General features: G+C 73.8%; 13 protein-coding genes and 1 pseudogene. 3 read left to right on the forward strand and 11 right to left on the reverse strand.

Features of this window, described 5'->3' with window-relative positions:
• Positions 1-14: 14 nt before the first annotated feature.
• The 9 genes and pseudogenes from murG to mraZ form a co-directional block, all read right to left on the reverse strand.
• A complete protein-coding gene (gene murG, locus SNR22_RS14455; protein WP_320067066.1) occupies positions 15-1,121 on the reverse strand; it encodes an undecaprenyldiphospho-muramoylpentapeptide beta-N-acetylglucosaminyltransferase in 1,107 nt (368 codons plus the stop codon).
• Positions 1,121-2,494 carry a putative peptidoglycan glycosyltransferase FtsW gene (locus SNR22_RS14460; RefSeq protein WP_320067171.1) on the reverse strand — a complete coding sequence of 458 codons (1,374 nt, stop codon included), beginning with the start codon at positions 2,492-2,494 and terminating at the stop codon, positions 1,121-1,123. The genes murG and SNR22_RS14460 overlap by 1 nt, the downstream gene beginning before the upstream one ends.
• Before the next feature lie 299 nt (positions 2,495-2,793).
• On the reverse strand, positions 2,794-3,927 hold the full coding sequence (mraY, locus tag SNR22_RS14465) for a phospho-N-acetylmuramoyl-pentapeptide-transferase (RefSeq protein WP_320067067.1): 1,134 nt from the start codon (positions 3,925-3,927) through the stop codon (positions 2,794-2,796).
• Positions 3,924-5,324, reverse strand: a complete 1,401-nt coding sequence (locus SNR22_RS14470; RefSeq protein WP_320067068.1) for a UDP-N-acetylmuramoyl-tripeptide--D-alanyl-D-alanine ligase — start codon at positions 5,322-5,324, stop codon at positions 3,924-3,926. Before SNR22_RS14470 ends, mraY begins: the two co-directional genes overlap by 4 nt.
• A complete protein-coding gene (locus SNR22_RS14475; protein ID WP_320067069.1) occupies positions 5,321-6,883 on the reverse strand; it encodes a UDP-N-acetylmuramoyl-L-alanyl-D-glutamate--2,6-diaminopimelate ligase in 1,563 nt (520 codons plus the stop codon). The genes SNR22_RS14470 and SNR22_RS14475 overlap by 4 nt, the downstream gene beginning before the upstream one ends.
• A 52-nt stretch (positions 6,884-6,935) precedes the next feature.
• Complete coding sequence (locus SNR22_RS14480) at positions 6,936-9,155, reverse strand: penicillin-binding protein 2 (RefSeq protein ID WP_320067070.1); 2,220 nt, start codon at positions 9,153-9,155, stop codon at positions 6,936-6,938.
• 5 nt (positions 9,156-9,160) lie between these two features.
• Positions 9,161-9,769, reverse strand: coding sequence for a hypothetical protein (locus SNR22_RS14485; RefSeq protein WP_320067071.1), 609 nt, complete (start codon positions 9,767-9,769; stop codon positions 9,161-9,163).
• Positions 9,766-10,865, reverse strand: a pseudogene (rsmH, locus tag SNR22_RS14490) (16S rRNA (cytosine(1402)-N(4))-methyltransferase RsmH). Before rsmH ends, SNR22_RS14485 begins: the two are co-directional and overlap by 4 nt.
• A gap of 204 nt (positions 10,866-11,069) precedes the next feature.
• Positions 11,070-11,501: a division/cell wall cluster transcriptional repressor MraZ gene (gene mraZ / locus SNR22_RS14495; protein WP_320067072.1), complete on the reverse strand. Its 432-nt coding sequence runs from the start codon at positions 11,499-11,501 to the stop codon at positions 11,070-11,072.
• A 356-nt stretch (positions 11,502-11,857) separates the two neighbouring features.
• Here mraZ and SNR22_RS14500 point away from each other — a divergent pair, with 356 nt between their 5' ends.
• From SNR22_RS14500 to SNR22_RS14510, 3 genes are read left to right on the forward strand one after another with little or no spacing between them, the layout of a single operon-like run.
• Entirely contained in the window at positions 11,858-13,105 is a 1,248-nt protein-coding gene (locus SNR22_RS14500) for a MurT ligase domain-containing protein (protein WP_320067172.1), read from the forward strand.
• Positions 13,095-13,814 (forward strand): glutamine amidotransferase, encoded by a 720-nt coding sequence (locus SNR22_RS14505; protein WP_320067073.1) that lies wholly within the window; start codon positions 13,095-13,097, stop codon positions 13,812-13,814. The genes SNR22_RS14500 and SNR22_RS14505 overlap by 11 nt, the downstream gene beginning before the upstream one ends.
• Positions 13,811-14,503 carry a TVP38/TMEM64 family protein gene (locus SNR22_RS14510; RefSeq protein ID WP_320067074.1) on the forward strand — a complete coding sequence of 231 codons (693 nt, stop codon included), beginning with the start codon at positions 13,811-13,813 and terminating at the stop codon, positions 14,501-14,503. The genes SNR22_RS14505 and SNR22_RS14510 overlap by 4 nt, the downstream gene beginning before the upstream one ends.
• A gap of 75 nt (positions 14,504-14,578) precedes the next feature.
• Here SNR22_RS14510 and SNR22_RS14515 read toward each other — a convergent pair whose 3' ends face one another.
• Together SNR22_RS14515 and SNR22_RS14520 are read right to left on the reverse strand one after the other, a co-directional pair.
• Positions 14,579-15,235 carry a response regulator transcription factor gene (locus SNR22_RS14515; RefSeq protein WP_320067075.1) on the reverse strand — a complete coding sequence of 219 codons (657 nt, stop codon included), beginning with the start codon at positions 15,233-15,235 and terminating at the stop codon, positions 14,579-14,581.
• Positions 15,232-16,452 carry a sensor histidine kinase gene (locus SNR22_RS14520; protein ID WP_320067076.1) on the reverse strand — a complete coding sequence of 407 codons (1,221 nt, stop codon included), beginning with the start codon at positions 16,450-16,452 and terminating at the stop codon, positions 15,232-15,234. Before SNR22_RS14520 ends, SNR22_RS14515 begins: the two co-directional genes overlap by 4 nt.
• Between the last annotated feature and the right edge of the window lie 79 nt (positions 16,453-16,531).

A 16,531-nucleotide genomic window follows, 5' to 3' on the forward strand; every position in this document is an offset into this window, starting at 1 on the left:
GACGGTCGGGCCCCTCATCGAGCCACCGCCTCGTAGACGAAGTTCAGCAGCGCCTCGTCGCCGTCGCGCCGCCCGTACGCCGACGCGGCGACGCCCATCGCGGCGAGCCGGTGCGGGTCGCGGATCAGCGGGATGATCGTCCGCTCCACCCAGGCCGGAGTCAGCTCGGCGTCGTCCACGAGCAGCCCGCCGCCGGCCTCCACCACGGGCAGCGCGTTGCGCTTCTGCTCCTGGTTGCTGTGCGGGTACGGCACGTAGACGGTGGGCAGGCCGATCGCGGCGACCTCGGCGCAGGTCATCGCTCCGCCGCGGCCGAGCATCAGGTCGGCGGCGGCGTAGCCGATCTCCATCTGGGACAGGTACGGCAACGTCACGTACGGCACCGGCAGGTCGGTGGGGACGGGCACCGGCTCGTTGCGGGCGCCCATCACGTGCAGCACCTGCACGCCGTGCCGGGCCAACTCCTTGGCGGCCCCCGCGACGGCGAGGTTGATCGACCGGGCGCCCTGCGAGCCGCCCGCGACGAAGAGCACCGGCAGGTCGGGGCGGAGTCCGAAGTGGGCACGGGCGGCGGCGGCATTGGCAGCCCGGTCCAGCCCGGCGATGCCCCGGCGCAGCGGCACGCCGACGACCCGGGCGTCACGCAGCGCCTCGGCCTGCGCCGGCTGGTGCGGGAAGCCCACGGCGACGTTGTTCGTGAACTTCATCCCGAGCCGGTTGGCCACCCCCGGCGGCACGTTCACCTCGTGGATGACGATCGGCAGTTCGCGCCGCCAGGCGGCGAGGTAGCCGGGCACCGAGACGTACCCGCCGAAGCCGACGACCACGTCGGCGGCGACCTCGTCGATCACTTTGCCCGCCCCGCGGGCCGCCTTCCACATCCGGTCCGGGGTGCGGACCAGACTCATGTTCACCGACCGGGGCAGCTGGTACGCCGGGATCTGCCGCAGGTCGTAGCCGGCCGGCGGGATCAGCTCGTTCTCCAGGCCCTTCGGGGTGCCGAGGCAGGTGATCCGGACGCCCGGGTCGTGTCGGCGCAGGCAGTCGGCGAAGGCGAGCAGCGGGTAGATGTGTCCACCCGTGCCTCCTCCGCATAACACCACCGAACGCAGCGGACCCATCAGCGTCTCCTCTCGTTCGCCGTCCCGCCCCGGCCCCGGTTCGGCCGGGCGCCACGGGATGCGGCCTGGTCGTCCTCACGCCGCGCCCGGGACCGGGGTACGGACCCACGGTCCGCCTGCGGCGGCACCGGTCGACGGCGCCGGCCGGGAAGCGGCGGCAACGGGGCCCAGAGTAGTCGGACCCATCGGGCGGGCGGACGGGCATGCAGGGCTCGGGCCGCGTCGGGTTCCGCGCGGGCGAACGAGGCGAGCATCCCGATGGCCCCGAGGGTGACCACCAGCGCACTTCCGCCGTCGGAGATGAAGGGCAGCGGCACCCCGGTCAGCGGCATCAGGCCGATCACGCCGCCGATGTTGATGATCGCCTGGCCGACCAGCCAGGTGGTGGCCCCGGCCGCGGCGAGCCGGCGGAACGGGTCCTCCACCCGGCGGGCGATCCGCAGGCCGGTGTAGCCGAGCACCGCGAAGAGGGTGATCAGCACCACGCAGCCGACCACGCCCAGCTCCTCGGCGAGCACCGCGAAGATGAAGTCGTTGTGCGCCTCGGGCAGCCAACCGAACTTGAGGCTGCTCTTGCCCAGCCCGACGCCGAACCAGCCGCCGTGCTCGATGGCGTTGCGGGCCTGGGCGAGCTGGTAGCACTGCTCGGCGAAGCACTCCTGCGGCGGCGGCGGGTTGACGAAGTTGGTCAGCCGGGCCAGCCGGTAGTTCTCCTGCCCTTTCTCCCCCGACCCGGCGCCCAGTGAGGCGGCGGCGACCAGCAGCCCGATGCCGACCAGCCCGATCACCGACAGCACCGCGAAGACCTTCATCCGCACCCCGGCCGCCCAGAGCAGCCCGACGACCAGGGCGAGCAGGCAGAGCATGGTGCCGACGTCGTTGTAGCCGACCAGCACGAACAGCAGGCCGACCACCGGGAAGAGCGGGGTGGCCAGCTCCTTCCACCAGCCGAGCCGGGCGCCCTTGCGGGCCAGCACGTCGGCTCCCCAGAGCACCAGCGCGAACTTCGCCAGCTCGGAGGGCTGGAGCTGAATGCCGCCGACGAAGAGCCACAGAAGTTTGGCGCGCAGCGGTCCGACCTGCTCGATCCCGAAGAACGAGTCCAGGGCGAGTAGCAGGTTGAGCAGCAGCAGCAGCGCCACGGCGACCCCGAGCGCCGTCCGGGCGACCGACCGGTAGGTGCTCGCCGGCAGCCGCTGGCAGGCCCAGAACGCCACCACCCCGATCACCGCGAAGATCGCCTGTTGGGTGGCATCGGCGAAGGCGTTGCCCTCCTCGGCGTAGTTCTTCACGCTGGTGGCCGAGAAGACCATGGTCAGGCCGATCACCAGCAGCAGGCCGGTGCTGGAGATCAGCAGGTAGTACGACGCCATCGGCCGGGCCAGCAGGCCACGCAGCGCGGCCAACCCCCCGGCGGCGTCCAGGCCGAATCTCGACGTCGGGGCCGGCGGGTCGGCGGCGCGCCCCACCCCCGCGACCCGTCGCGGCGCGGTGTCGGTCGTTGTCGTGCCGGTACCTCGGTCCTCCCCCACCCGCCCATCATCGCGAATGCGAGCGGCCCATTCCCGCCGAACGCCGTGCTCGGCGTGTCGGACCGGGAAACGGAAGGGCCCCCCTGCTATCGCGTCGCGCGCAGCGGGAGGCCCTTCGGAGCGCCTGGGTGGACCCGGCTTCAGCCCATCGCGGCCAGGAAGTCGCTGTAGAAGAGCCCCAGCGCGACGGCCACGCAGATCCCCGCGATGATCCAGAACCGGACCACGATGTTGACCTCGCTCCAGCCGGCGAGCTCGAAGTGGTGCTGCAGCGGTGACATCCGGAACACCCGCTTGCCGGTGGTGCGGAACGAGATGATCTGGATGACCACCGACATGGTGATGATCACGAAGAGCCCGCCGATGATCGGCAGCAGCAGAATGGTCCGGGTGGACATCGCCATGCCGGCGATCAGGCCGCCCAGGCCGAGCGCCCCGGTGTCGCCCATGAAGATCCGGGCCGGCGAGGTGTTCCACCACAGGAAGCCGACGCACGCCCCCGCCGCCGCCGCGGCGATCAGCGCGATCTCCAGCGGATCCCGGACCGCGTAGCAGTAGTTTTCCGGGTTCGCCGTGTACGCCGGGTCGGCACACCAGTGCCGGTACTGCCAGAACGCGATCAGCGCATACGCCGCGAGGACCATCACCGAGGCGCCGGTGGCCAGGCCGTCGAGGCCGTCGGTGAGGTTCACGCCGTTGGTCGCCGCCATCACCACGAAGATGAAGATGACCACCGCGCCGATCTTGCTGATTTCCAGCACCGGGATGTCCCGGATAAAGCTCAGCGTGCTGGCGCCCACGGTCTCGGTGTTGGTGGCCGTGCCGCTGGCGTCGGTCATGCTGCTCGGGAAGTACAGCGCGACGATGCCGAAGAGCGCGCCGACGAGGATCTGCCCGGCCAGCTTGCCCCGCTTGTTGAGCCCGCCGCTGTGCCGCTTGCGGACCTTGAGGAAGTCGTCGATGAAGCCGACCGCGCCGGAGAAGACCATCAGGCCGAGCAGGAACAGCGCCGTGATGGTCGGCTCGACCTGGGCGATCTGCGCGTCCGGCAGGGTGGTCAGGGCAAGGTGCCCCGCGACGTACGCGATGACCGTGGCCAGGATGAAGACCATGCCGCCCATCGTGGGCGTGCCCTTCTTGCCCTGGTGCATCGCCGGGCCTTCGGCCCGGATCGGCTGGCCGGCCTTGAGTTTGGTGAACACCTTGATCGCGATCGGGGTGCCGAAGAGCGAGACGAGGAAGGCCACCCCGATGGCAATGATCACCGCCCTCATGCGACGGCCCCCTCGCCGGCGGCGTCCGCGCGCAGCGCGTCGGCCACCTCCCAGGTGCGGTACCGGGAGCCCTTCACCAGGACGACATCTCCTGGTCGTAACTCGCCCCGCAGCACCTCGACGGCCGCCGCCTGATCGGTGAGCAGCACCGACTCTCCTCCCCAGTTCTCTACCGCTGTCGCGCCCTCATGGATCGGCGCCGCCGGCTCGCCCACCACGAGCAGCCGGTCCACACCCAGCTCGGCCGCGAGCCGGCCGACCTCCAGGTGTCCGTCCCGTTCGTACGCCCCCAGCTCGGCCAGGTAGCCGAGCACCGCCACCGTGCGCCCGGCGCCGCGCATGCCGGCCAGCGCCCGCAGCGCCACCGCCACCGAGGCCGGGTTGGCGTTGTACGAGTCGTCGATCACCGTCACGCCGTCGGGGCGCTCGAAGACGTCCATCCGACGGGTCGAGACCAGGCCCAGCTCGCCCAGCGCGGCGGCCAGCTCGGTCAACGGCATGCCCAGCTCCCGGGCCACCGCAGCGGCGGCCAGGGAGTTGGAAACCTGGTGCCGGCCGCTCAGCCGAAGCCGGACGGCCGCGCTCCCCTCCGGCGTGATGAGGGTGTACGAAGCCCGCCCCCGCCCGTCCAGGGTCACGTCCCCGGCCCGGACGTCGGCGTGCGCGGCCTCGCCGTACCGGACGACGCGGGCCGACGTGCGGTCGGCCATCGCGTCGACGAGCGGGTCGTCGGCGTTGAGCACGGCCAGCCCGTCGGCCGGCAGCGACTCGACCAGCTCCCCCTTGGCCAGCGCGATGTTCTCCACCGAGCCGAACTCGCCGAGGTGCGCCACGCCGACGTTGAGCACCACCGAGATCCGGGGCGGCGCCACCTCGCAGAGATAGCGCACGTGCCCCACCCCCCGGGCGCCCTTCTCCAGCACCAGGAAACGGGTCTCCGGGCCGGCCCGCAACGCCGTCCACGGGTGCCCCAACTCGTTGTTGAACGACCCGGGCGGCGCCACGGTGGGGCCGAGCCGCACGGTGAGTTGGGCGATCAGGTCCTTCGTGCTGGTCTTGCCCGACGAGCCGGTCAACCCGATCACGGTCAGCTCGGGCAGCCGGTCCACCACGGCCCGGGCCAGCGCGCCCAGCGCGTCGAGGGCGTCGGCGACCAGCACCATCGGCACACCGGGCAGCTCCCGGGTGCCGAGCACGGCCACCGCGCCGGCGGAGACGGCGGTGGCGGCGTAGTCGTGCCCGTCCACCTTCTCCCCGGGGAACGCCACGAAGAGGGTGCCGGCGGAGACCTTGCGCGAGTCGAACTCCACCGGGCCGGTGACCCGGGCGTCCGGGTCGGCGACGAGTAGCCGGCCGCCGACCGCCTCGGCCACCTCGGCCAGCGTCAGCGGGATCACCGCTGCCCCGCCAGGTCCCCGAAGCGGGCCCGCAGCGCGTCCGCCAGCTCGGTCCGGTCGTCGAACGGCAGCACCTCGCCGCTCACCTCCTGGCCGCGCTCGTGCCCCTTGCCGAGCACGGCGACCACGTCCCCCGGGTCGGCCAGCCGGACCGCCTCGTCGATCGCCGCCCGCCGGCCGGGCACCTCGACGATCCGGGCCGGCGTCGCCGCCTGGTACGCCCCCACCAGCACCTCCGCCCGGATCGACCCCGGGTCCTCGGTGCGCGGGTTGTCGTCGGTCACCAGCACCACGTCGGCCCCCCGGGCGGCAGCTGCCCCCATCGTCGGGCGTTTGCCCCGGTCCCGGTCGCCGCCGGCACCGATGACGCAGATCAGCCGCCCGGCGCTCAGCTCGCGCAGCGCGGCCAAGGCGGCCACGATCGCGTCGGTCTTGTGCGCGTAGTCGACCACCCCGCGCACCGGACCGGCCGTGGAGACCAACTCGAGCCGGCCGGGCACCCCACCGCAGGCGGACACCCCGGCGGCGGCGGTCTGAGCGTCCACCCCGGCGACGACCAGCGCGGCGATGGCCAGCAGGGCGTTGGCCACGTTGTGCCGCCCCGGCAGCGCCACCCCGGCCGGCATCCTCAACCCGTCGGGGCCGTGCGCGGTGAACCGCTGCGCGTACCCCTCGCCGTTGACGTCGGTGGCGTACCAGGTGGCGGTGGAGTCGCCGGCGGCCGAGTAGCTGACCGTGGCGGGCTTGAACAGCGGGCGCAGCGCCGGATCGTCGTGGTTGAGCACCTCGACCGCGCAGCGGCCGTCGAAGAGCTGGGCCTTGGCGGCGAAGTAGTCCGCCGAGTCGGCGTGGAAGTCCAGGTGGTCGGAGCCGAAGTTGGTGTACCCGCCGACGGTGAACCGCACCCCGCCGACCCGGCCCATCGCCAGGGCGTGACTGGAGACCTCCATGACCAGGGCGGTGACCCCGCGCTCCCGGGCGGCGGCAAGCATGGCGTGCAGGTCGGTGGCCTCCGGGGTGGTCCGGACGCTGTCGACCACCAGGTCGCCCAGCCGGGTCTCCACCGTGCCGATCAGCCCGGTGACGTGGCCGGCGGCGCGCAGCCCCGACTCGACCAGGTAGGCCGTGGAGGTCTTGCCGGCCGTGCCGGTGATGCCGATGACGGTCAGCCCGTCGGTAGGGTCGCCGTAGACCGCGGAGGCGAGGGCGCCGAGGACCGCGCGGGGGTCGGGCACCACCAGCGCAGGCAGGCCCGCCGCGGCCACCGCCGCCGCGCCCGCCGGGTCGGTCAGGGCGGCCACCGCGCCGGCGGTCGCCGCGCCGACGGCGAACTCCGCGCCGTGGCGGCGGGCGCCGGGCAGCGCGGCGTACAGGTCGCCGGGGCGAACCTCCTGGCTGGCGTGGGTCGCCCCGGTCACGGTGACATCGGCTGCCCCCTGCGGGGCTTCGACGGCGATCCGGTCGGCGAGGTCGCCGAGCCGGAGTCCGGTTACGGTACGGGGGCGTGGATTGCCGGGCACGGCGTCAGACCCTACCCGGTCGCCCGGTTCCGACCGCACAGCCGCCCCGGTGGTTCGTCGCCACCCACCGATGATGTCCTCCCGCGCCCGGTCAGCGCGGAAAGACCTCGAACTTGGGCGCCGGGCCGGCGGACGGCGGCACCCGGTACCGGCTGAGGGTGAAGCCCATGATGTCGCGGAACGCCGGGGCGGCGACCTGCCCGCCGCCGCCGCCGGGGCTCCACACGAAGACCGCCACCACAAAGCGCGGATTGTCCGCCGGGGCCATCCCGATGAAGGAGCCGACCTCGCCGGGCTGCTGCTTGCCGTCGACGAAGCGCAGGCCGGTGCCGGTCTTGCCGGCCACCTGGTAACCGGGCACCGCCGCAGCCAGCCCGGTGCCGCCGGGGACGGTGGTGACCGCCTGCAGCAGGGTGCGCAGCGCCGCCGCGTTCTGCGGGCTGAGCACCGAACGGGTGACCGGCGCCTTGCCCGGGGTGCGGCTGCCGTCCTTCCCGCTGATCACCTCTTTGATCAGGTGCGGCTGGATGTAGGTGCCGTTGTTGGCGATCGCCGCGTACGCGGCGGCCATCTGCAGGGGCGTGGCGTCGACGCTGTGCCCGATCGGCACCGACCCGGCCGACGACTCGCTCCACTCGCTGGCGGGCAGCAGCCGGCCGGCGGCCTCGCCCGGCATGCCCTCCCCGGTGGGCTGGCCGAGCCCGAACCGCTTCTGGTAGTCGATCAGCCGGTCCCGGCCGAGCTTGTCGGCGATCTCGATGGTGCCGACGTTCGACGAGTACGCGAGCATCCCGGCGAGACTCATCCGCCGCCCGTTCGCCGGGTGGGTGTCGGTGAAGACCGTGTCGCCCCTGCGGATGGTGTTGGCGATCGGCAGGGTGGTGTCCGGCGTGACCACGCCCTCCTGGAGCGCCGCGCCGAAGGTGATCGCCTTGTGGATCGAGCCAGGGTCGACCACGAAGCTGGTGGCGGCGTCCTCCCGGTCGGTCCAGTCGCTCTCCCCGGGCTTCGCCGCGTTGAAGGTGGGGTGGCTGGTCTGCGCCAGCACCTCGCCGGTGGGCACGTCGAGGACGATCGCCGCCCCGACGCTGCCCTGGACCTTGTCCATCTCGCCCTTGAGCACCTGCTGCGCCTTGAACTGGAGATCCCGGTGGATGGTCAGTTCCAGCGAGCTGCCCGGCTTGGGCGGGGTGGTGCTGCTGTAGCCGCCGGGGATCGGGGCGTCCAGCTTGCCCTGCCCGGCCTCGTACACCTTGCGGCCGATCTCGCCGCGCAGCAGGTCGTCGTAGCGGGCCTCCAGCCCCTCCAGGCCGACCATGTCCTGGCTGGTGAAGCCGAGCAGGTTGGCGGCCAGGTCGCCGCCGGGCACCTCGCGCCGCTCGTCGCGGTGCACGCCGATGCCGGCCAGGTCCAGCGCCATGATCTTCTTGGCGGTGGGGATCTCGACCCCCCGGGCCAGGTATTCGAACTGGGAGGCGACGCCGTTCTCCAGGGTGCGCGGCTTCATCCGCCCGGCCAGCTCCGAGACGGGCAGGCCGAGCAGCGGCGACAGCGCCCGGGCCGTCGCCGTGCGGTTCTTGACCCGGGTGGGGTCGGCGAAGACGTACCGGGCCTCGACGCTGTTCGCCAGCGGGGCGCCGGTGCGGTCGTGGATGGCTCCTCGGGGAGCGGGCAGGTCGATCCGGGTCAGCCGGTTGGCGAGCCCACCGCCGGCGTACGCCGGGGTGTCGACCGCCTGGAGGAAGACCAGCCGGATGCCGATGGTGACGAAGAGCGCGAGGACGAGCAGGGTGCCCAGGCGCAGTCGGCGCCGGGAGTCGGCCAGCCGGGGCGGCTTGCGCGGCCTGCGCGCCGACCGTCGGCCGGCGGGCCGGTCCGGCCGGCGCGGGCCGGTCCGGCGGCGCGGCGGGGGTGGTGCGTCGACATCGTCGTCGTCGAACGGCCCCCGGGACGGCCGGGCCGCGACGGTCCGGACCACTGCGGAACGCCCGGCCGGGGCCGTCTCCCGGCGGCCGGCGCGGGCCCCGCCGGCCCGGCCGCCGTCGAGCACCTGCAACGCCGGCCGGAACGGGTCGCCCGCCCGGGTGCTGCGCGGGGTACGCCGTTGCTCGGCGCCGCCGGCGGTCGGCCGGCCGACCGTGCCGCGCTCCTCGCGGATGGTGCGCCCCCGGGGGGTGTACGCCCGTGCGTCGGAGATGCCCCCCACGCCGGGCTCGCCGGACCGCGACTCGCCCCGACCGCCGCCGGCACGTGACGAACCGCGCCGGGAGCCCGTGGCGTCCCGGCGCGGTTCCTCCGATCTCGGGGGCACCCGCCTCAGCCCCCCGCGCCCTGCTGGCTGGTGACCGAGGGCTGGCCGTTGGCCGGCTGCGGCACACCGATCATCCGGCCGTCCGGCAGGCGGATGTACGCCGGCTGCTCCGACTCGACCATGCCGAGCTTGCGGGCCAAGGCGGTCAGGTTGCCCGGCGCCTTCTTGTCGGCGATCTCCTTCTTCAGCTGCTGCTCGTCGACGTCGAGCTTGGCCTGCTGCTGCTGGAGCTTCTCCAGCCGGAACGAGTTCTCATTGATCTTGGTATTGACCAGCAGAATGCCGAGCACCCCGCCGACCACCAGCACCACGATCAGCGCGGCGAAGGGCGCCCGCGGCACCGAGACGGGCGGCGGCGGAGCGACCCGCAGCCGCGGCGGCGGGGTCGCCGCCGGGCGAGCCCGCTCGGCCGGACGCAGCGCGGCGCTGCCGTTGGTCGGGAACTCGCGCGCCCCCCGGGCGCGAGTCTCCCCCTGCTGGTCGAGCCGACCGGCCCTCGTCGTCGCCGCCGAAATCCCGGCCCGGGTGGTCCGCTGCGCCGCGGTCCGGCCCCCCGACCGCGGTGTGCGCTGCCCGACGCCGGTGTCCCGGCCATCGCGCTTGCCAACGTTCATCTTCTTCCCTCCCCCTCTTCGTCCGTCCCTGCGTCGTCTCCCCGGGATCCGCCTGTCACGCCGACCCCGTCCCCGGTTGGTGCATCGCCCTGACCCGTCGGCGGGACCGTTCGCGGTCGGCCCGCCCCTGCTGCGCCGCCTCCGGGTCGATCCGTTCCGCGGCCCGCAGGCGCACCGAGGCGGCGCGCGGGTTCGCGGTGACCTCCGACTCCCCGGGCAGCTCCGCGCCCCGGCTCAGTAGCCGGAACGTCGGGGCCGAACCGGGAAGTTCGACCGGAAGTTCGACCGGGCCCTTGCTGCGGACCCGGTCGGCGAGGGCCGCCTTGGTGAGCTTGTCCTCCAGCGAGTGGTAGGACAGGACCACCATGCGACCACCCACGGTGAGTGCGTCGAGAGCAGTCGGCAGCGCCGTCTCCAGCGCTGCCAACTCCTTGTTTACCTCGATCCGTAAAGCCTGAAACGTTCTCTTGGCGGGGTGTCCGCCCGTCCGTCGGGCTGCTGCCGGAATGCTCTCCCTGACCAGTTCCGCCAGCCGCGCCGACGAGGTGATCGGGGTCCGTTCGCGCTCCCGCAGGATCGCCGAGGCGACCCGCACGGCGAACTTCTCCTCGCCGTAGACCCGCAGCACCCGCGCCAGGTCCGGATGGGCGTAGGTGTTGACCACCTCCTCGGCGGTCACCCCCCGGGTCTGGTCCATCCGCATGTCCAGGGGCGCGTCCTGCGCGTAGGCGAACCCGCGGTCGGGCGCGTCGAGCTGGAGCGAGGAGACGCCCAGGTCGAACAGGACACTGTCGATCGCCGGGTAGCCGAGGCGGTCCAGCACCTCGGGCAACTCGTCGTAGACGACGTGCTCCAGGTGCACCCGATCGGCGAACCGGGCCAGCCGGACCCGCGCGTGGGCGAGGGCCTCGGTGTCCCGGTCCAGCCCGATCAGCACCGTGCGCGGGTGCCGTTGCAGCACCGCCTCGGCGTGACCGGCCAGGCCCAGCGTGGCGTCGACGTGAATCGTGCGCTCGCCCCTGTCCAGTGCGGGGGCCAGCAACTCGAGACACCGCTCGAGCAGCACTGGCACGTGCGTGCCGCGAAGCTCCCCCATGTCGACCCCCACTGGTTGAACCGTCCGTTTCTTTTTGCGCCTGCCGTCGACACGACGCCTCCGTCGTACCGCCAGATCCCCATCCGCTCCCGCCCGCCGGAGGCCGCGGCCCTCCGATGAGATCGTGCGCCTGGCACCGGGGAAGGGGTGCCAGGAACTCGAAAGCGGCTGGAGATCTCGCAGTACGTCGGACGCCGTCACGCCCTACAGACCGCCGGGCAGCACCCCCTCCTCGATGTCGGCGAAGTCGTCCTCGCTCTCCGAGAGGTAGCTCTCCCAGGCCGCCCTGTCCCAGACCTCCACCCGCGTGCTCGCCCCGATGACCACCAGGTCCCGGTCGAGCGCGGCGTATGCCCGCAGGTGGGGCGGGATGGTGACCCGCCCCTGCTTGTCCGGGACCTCGTCGTGCGCGCTGGCGAAGAAGACCCGGCTGTAGGCACGGGCCGCCTTGTGCGTCATGGGTTGCGCGCGCAACTGGTCGGCGATGTGCTGGAACTCGGGCATCGGGAAGACGTAGAGACAGCGATCCTGCCCTTTGGTGATCACGACACCCCCCGCCAGCTCATCCCGGAACTTCGCCGGAAGGATCAACCGGCCCTTGTCGTCCAGGCGCGGAGTGTGGGTGCCGAGAAACATCCGGCCCAACCCCCCTCGCCCTTGCAGCAGCGTTCGCGGCGCCGCTTCCCCCCGGGCCGGTGGGCCCTCCCGGCCTCACCATCGGGCTCCACTCTACTCCACTTCCCTCCACCTGCAACCAGATTCGTCGGCGCGGCGCGGCGTTTCCGCCCGCAAAACCGCACGTCAGAGGGGGTGGAGTGGAGTGGAGGGCCCGCGTCGGCCCGCCGGGACGTCCGCTACCCGACATAGATCGACACCATAGGTCCGGCAGGCGATGGCCGTCCCGTCGGCGTCCCCGGCCGAACGGTTCGCCGTCGGCGGCGATCTGGCGGGCGGAGCGGTCCGGTAACCTCGCTCGGGTGACCGACGCGAAGATGCCCCTGCGGGCGAAGGTGGCCAGCTCCGTGTCTCGGACTGCGGCGGCGCTGTCGCGGGCCGCGGGTCGTGGTGACGGCTCGGTGATCGGCGGATGGATCGGGCTGAAGATCGACCCCGACCTGCTCGCCCACCTCTCGGCCGGACGCGCCATCGCGCTCGTCTCCGGCACCAACGGCAAGACCACCACCACCCGGCTGGCCGCGGCGGCGGTCGGCGTCCTGGGTCGGGTGGCCACCAACTCCTTCGGCGCCAACATGCCCAGCGGCCACACCTCGGCGCTGGCCAAGGCCGGCAGCACCCCGTACGCGGTGCTGGAGGTCGACGAGCACTACCTGGCCCAGGTCCTGGCGGCCACCGAGCCGCACGTGGTGGCGCTGCTCAACCTCTCCCGGGACCAGCTCGACCGGGCCAAGGAGGTCGCCATGATGGCGCAGCTCTGGCGGGCCGCGCTGGTCAACCACCCCGACGTGCGGGTGGTGGCGAACGCCGACGACCCGATGGTGGTCTGGGCCGCCACCCCGCCCGGCGACCCGGCCCGCGGCATCCGCCCGCCGCACGTCACCTGGTTCAGCGCCGGTCAGCGCTGGCACGACGACTCGTGGGTCTGCCCCGAGTGCGGCCACACCATCCAGCGCTCCGGCGAGCAGTGGTGGTGCAGCGGCTGCCCGCTACGCCGCCCCGACGCGCAGTGGACGGTCGAGGACGACGGCGTGCTCGACCCGACCGGGGCCTGGCACAAGACGACCCTCCAGCTCCCCGGCAAGGTCAACGTGGGCAACGCGGCGACCGCCCTGGCCGTCGCCGCCGAGTTCGGTGTCCGCCCGGTCGACGCGGTCTCCCGCCTGGGCAGCGTCACCTCGGTCGCCGGCCGCTACGCGCAGGTCGACCGGGACGGGCGCAACATCCGGCTGCTGCTGGCCAAGAACCCGGCCAGTTGGCTGGAGGCGTTCGAGATGGCCGACGTGGCCCCGACGCTGCTGTCCATCAACGCCCGGGACCCCGACGGGATGGACACCTCCTGGCTCTTCGACGTCGACTTCGCCCCGCTGCGCGGGCGGCAGGTGCTGATCACCGGTGACCGCGCGTACGACCTGGCGGTCCGCCTCGACGTCAACGGCGTGCCGTTCCAGCACGTACGGACGTTCTCCGAGGCGCTCCGGGCGGTCCCGCCCGGCCGCCTGGAGGTCATCGCCAACTACACCGCCTTCCAGGACATCCGAGCGGAGCTGGACCGTGTCAACTGAGAGCCTGCGCATCGTCTGGATCTACCCCGACCTGCTCTCCACCTATGGCGACCGGGGCAACCTGCTGATCCTGGCCCGCCGGGCCCAGCAGCGCGGCATGCCGGTCGAGGTGTTGGAGGTCCGCTCCGACCAGCGGCTGCCCGCCACCGCCGACATCTACCTCATCGGCGGCGGCGAGGACGGCCCGCAGGCGCTCGGCGCCCAGCGGCTGCGCACCGACGGCGGGCTGCACCGGGCCGCCGCCCAGGGGTCTGTCGTCTTCGGCGTCTGCGCCGGCTACCAGCTCCTCGGCACCTCGTTCTTCGCCAAGGGCGTCCAGTGCGCCGGGCTGGAACTGCTCGACCTCTCCTCCGACCGGGGGCCCAACCGGGCCGTCGGCGAGCTGGCCGGCGACATCGACCCCCGGCTCGGTGTGCCGGCGCTCACCGGCTTCGAGAACCACGGCGGCCGGACCCGGCTCGGCCCGGGGGTCGCCCCGCTGGCCCGGGTCACCGCCGGAGTGGGCAACGACGGCGCCACCGAGGGGGCCTGGCGGGGCAAGCTGCTCGGCACGTACTCGCACGGCCCGGCCCTGGCCCGCAACCCCGCCCTGGCCGACCTGCTGCTGCGCTGGGCCACCGGCGCGCACCAACTCCCGCCGCTCGACGACACCTGGGCCGATCGGCTCCGCGCCGAACGCCGCGCCGCGGTGGCCGCCGCCCGGACATGATCCAGGCCGCCCGGCGGCTGCTCCGGCAGCCGTCGGCGCGCCGATTCGCCCTGCTGCTGCTCCTGCTCGCCATCCTCGGGGTGGCGCTGCTCGTCATCGGCCCGCCCGAGGCGGACGAACTACCCCGGCTCGCCGACCGGCTGGGCGGTCTCGCCCCGGTCGCGGCGATCCTCGGCGGGGCGCTGTTGCTGGTCGCCCTGGTCCCCCGCACCCTCGTCACCCTCGCCACCGGCGCGGTCTTCGGCCCCCTTGAGGGAGCCGGGTACGCCCTCGGCGCGGCGCTGCTGGCCGCGGCGCTCGGCTTCGCCGTCGGCCGGGCGCTGGGCCGGCAGTTCGTCGCCGAGCGGGTCCGCGGCCGGCTGGCCCGCCTCGACGGCTGGTTCGCCCGGCAGAGCGTGTTCGGGGTGATGACGGTCCGGCTGCTGCCGATCTCCGGCTACGGGCTGGTCAGCTACGGCTACGGCACCACCGGCGCCCGGGTACTGCCCTTCCTGACCGGCAGCCTCCTCGCCTCCGCCCCCACGGCCTTCGGCTACGCGGCGCTCGGCGCGGCGGCCACCTCCCCCGGCACCATCAACTGGTACGCCGCCGCCCCCGCCAGCCTCGGCCTGATCGCCAGCGCGGTGCTGATCCACCGCTGGTGGCGCGCCGAACGCCAACGCCGCCCCCACGTGGCGCCGCCCCCCTGACCGACCCCACGGTCAAGATCCACGCACTTTCCGTGAAAGTGCCCCCGCTGGGTGGCTGGGGGTGGGGTCTGCGGCTCATCTTGGCGGGTACACCAAACCCGCCTCGTAGGCGGCGATGACGAGGTGCACGCGGTCGCGGGCGCCGAGCTTGGCGAACAGCCGGGCCACGTGCGCCTTGGCGGTGGCCGCGCTGATCACCAGCTCGGCGGCGATCTCGCCGTTGGACAGGCCCCGGCCGACGAGGGTGAGCACCTCGCGCTCCCGCTCGGTGACGCCGTCGAGGGCCCGGGGCGGGGCGGCCGGGGCGGGCCGGCGGGCGAACTCGGCGATGAGCCGGCGGGTGACCCCGGGGGCGATCAACGCATCCCCGGCGGCAACCACCCGGACCGCGCCGAGGATGTCGTCCAGCGCCATGTCCTTGACCAGGAACCCGCTCGCGCCGGCGCGCAGCGCGGCGTGCACGTGCTCGTCGTCGTCGAAGGTGGTGAGCACGAGCACGCGGGTGGCGCCGCCATGCGCGACGATCGCCCGGGTGGCCTGGATGCCGTCCATGCCGGGCATCCGCAGGTCCATCAGCACCACGTCCGGCACGACCTCGCGGGCCAGCCGCACCGCCTCGGCCCCCGTGGCCGCTTCGGCGACGACGTCGAGGTCGGGGGCGTCGGCGATGAGCACCCGCAGGCCGGCGCGGATCAGTGGCTGGTCGTCGACGAGCAGCACCCGGACGGTCACCGCTCCCCCGTCCCGGCCCGCGATCCGACCGGCTCCTCGGCCGCCGGTGGCACCGGCAGCCATGCCGCCGCCCGGAACCCGCCCTCCGGGCGCGGCCCGGCGTGGAACCGGCCGCCAGCCAGGGCGACCCGCTCGCGCATGCCGACGATGCCATGCCCCTCGCCACCGACCGTGCCGCCCCGGCCGTCGTCGACGACCTCCACCGCGACCTCGTCGGGGCCGTACGTGACGGTGACCCGGCACCGGTCGGTGCCCGCGTGCCGTACCACGTTGGTGAGCCCCTCCTGGACGATCCGGAACGCGGCGAGGTCGAGGTCGGCCGGGACGGGTCGCCGCTCGCCGCACTGCCGCAACTCCACCCGCACCCCGGCGTCGGCGGCGGCCGAAACCAGCCGGTCGAGATCGCCCAGCCCGGGCGTCGGATCCAACGAGGCCGACTCCGACTGCGGGCGGCGCAGCGCGCCGAGCGTACGCCGCAGGCCGGCGAGGGTGTCGCGGCTGGTCGCCTCGATGGTGGCCAGCGCGGCGCGGGCCTGCGCCGGTTGGGTCTCGATGACCCGGGCCCCCACGCCGGCCTGGATGGCGATCACCCCGATGCTGTGGGCGACCATGTCGTGCAGCTCGCGGGCGATGCGCAGCCGCTCGGCGGTGACCGCCTCGGAGGCGGTGTGCGCCCGGACGGCCTCGGCGTAGCCGCGTCGGGCCCGCACGGAGTTGCCGACCGTCCACGCGGTGACGACCGCCAGCACGGAGAACGTAGCCCGGTTCACGGGGTCGCTGGAGGGGTTCACGAAGCCTGCGACGATCTGCACGACGAGCGCCCCGACGGCCACCGGCACCGAGACGCGGCGGGACCGGTTCGCCGCGATCAGCGCCACCACCAGGTCGATCGCCAGGAACTGCGCGTACCAAATGTCGGTCAGGTAGCCGTCCTCCGGGACGTTGACGGCCGCGGTCACCACGCACGCCGCGACGAGCATCAGCGCCAGGGCGAGCACCGGCCGGCGCCGCAGCAGGCCGGCGGGCGGGCCCACGGCCAGCAGCGGCACCAGGTAGCGCTCGGCGATCCACCAGTCGCCGAACCCCACGCCGTTTCGGCTCCACGCCATCGGCAGGGTGAGGAGCACGGTGACCGGCAGAAGCGCGACGCCGACCCAGGGCAGGGCCGCCCGCGCCAGCGATGAGGCTCGGCGCGGCAACCGCACGGAGGCGTCCATCCGCCCACGGTAGCCAGCCGGCCGCCGCCCGGGCATCGGCCCGGGGGCGTACGCCCCGGGGCGGGTGTCCGCCCACCGG

The sequence above is a fragment of the Micromonospora sp. RTGN7 genome, assembly GCF_033804645.1.
GTDB lineage: Bacteria > Actinomycetota > Actinomycetes > Mycobacteriales > Micromonosporaceae > Micromonospora.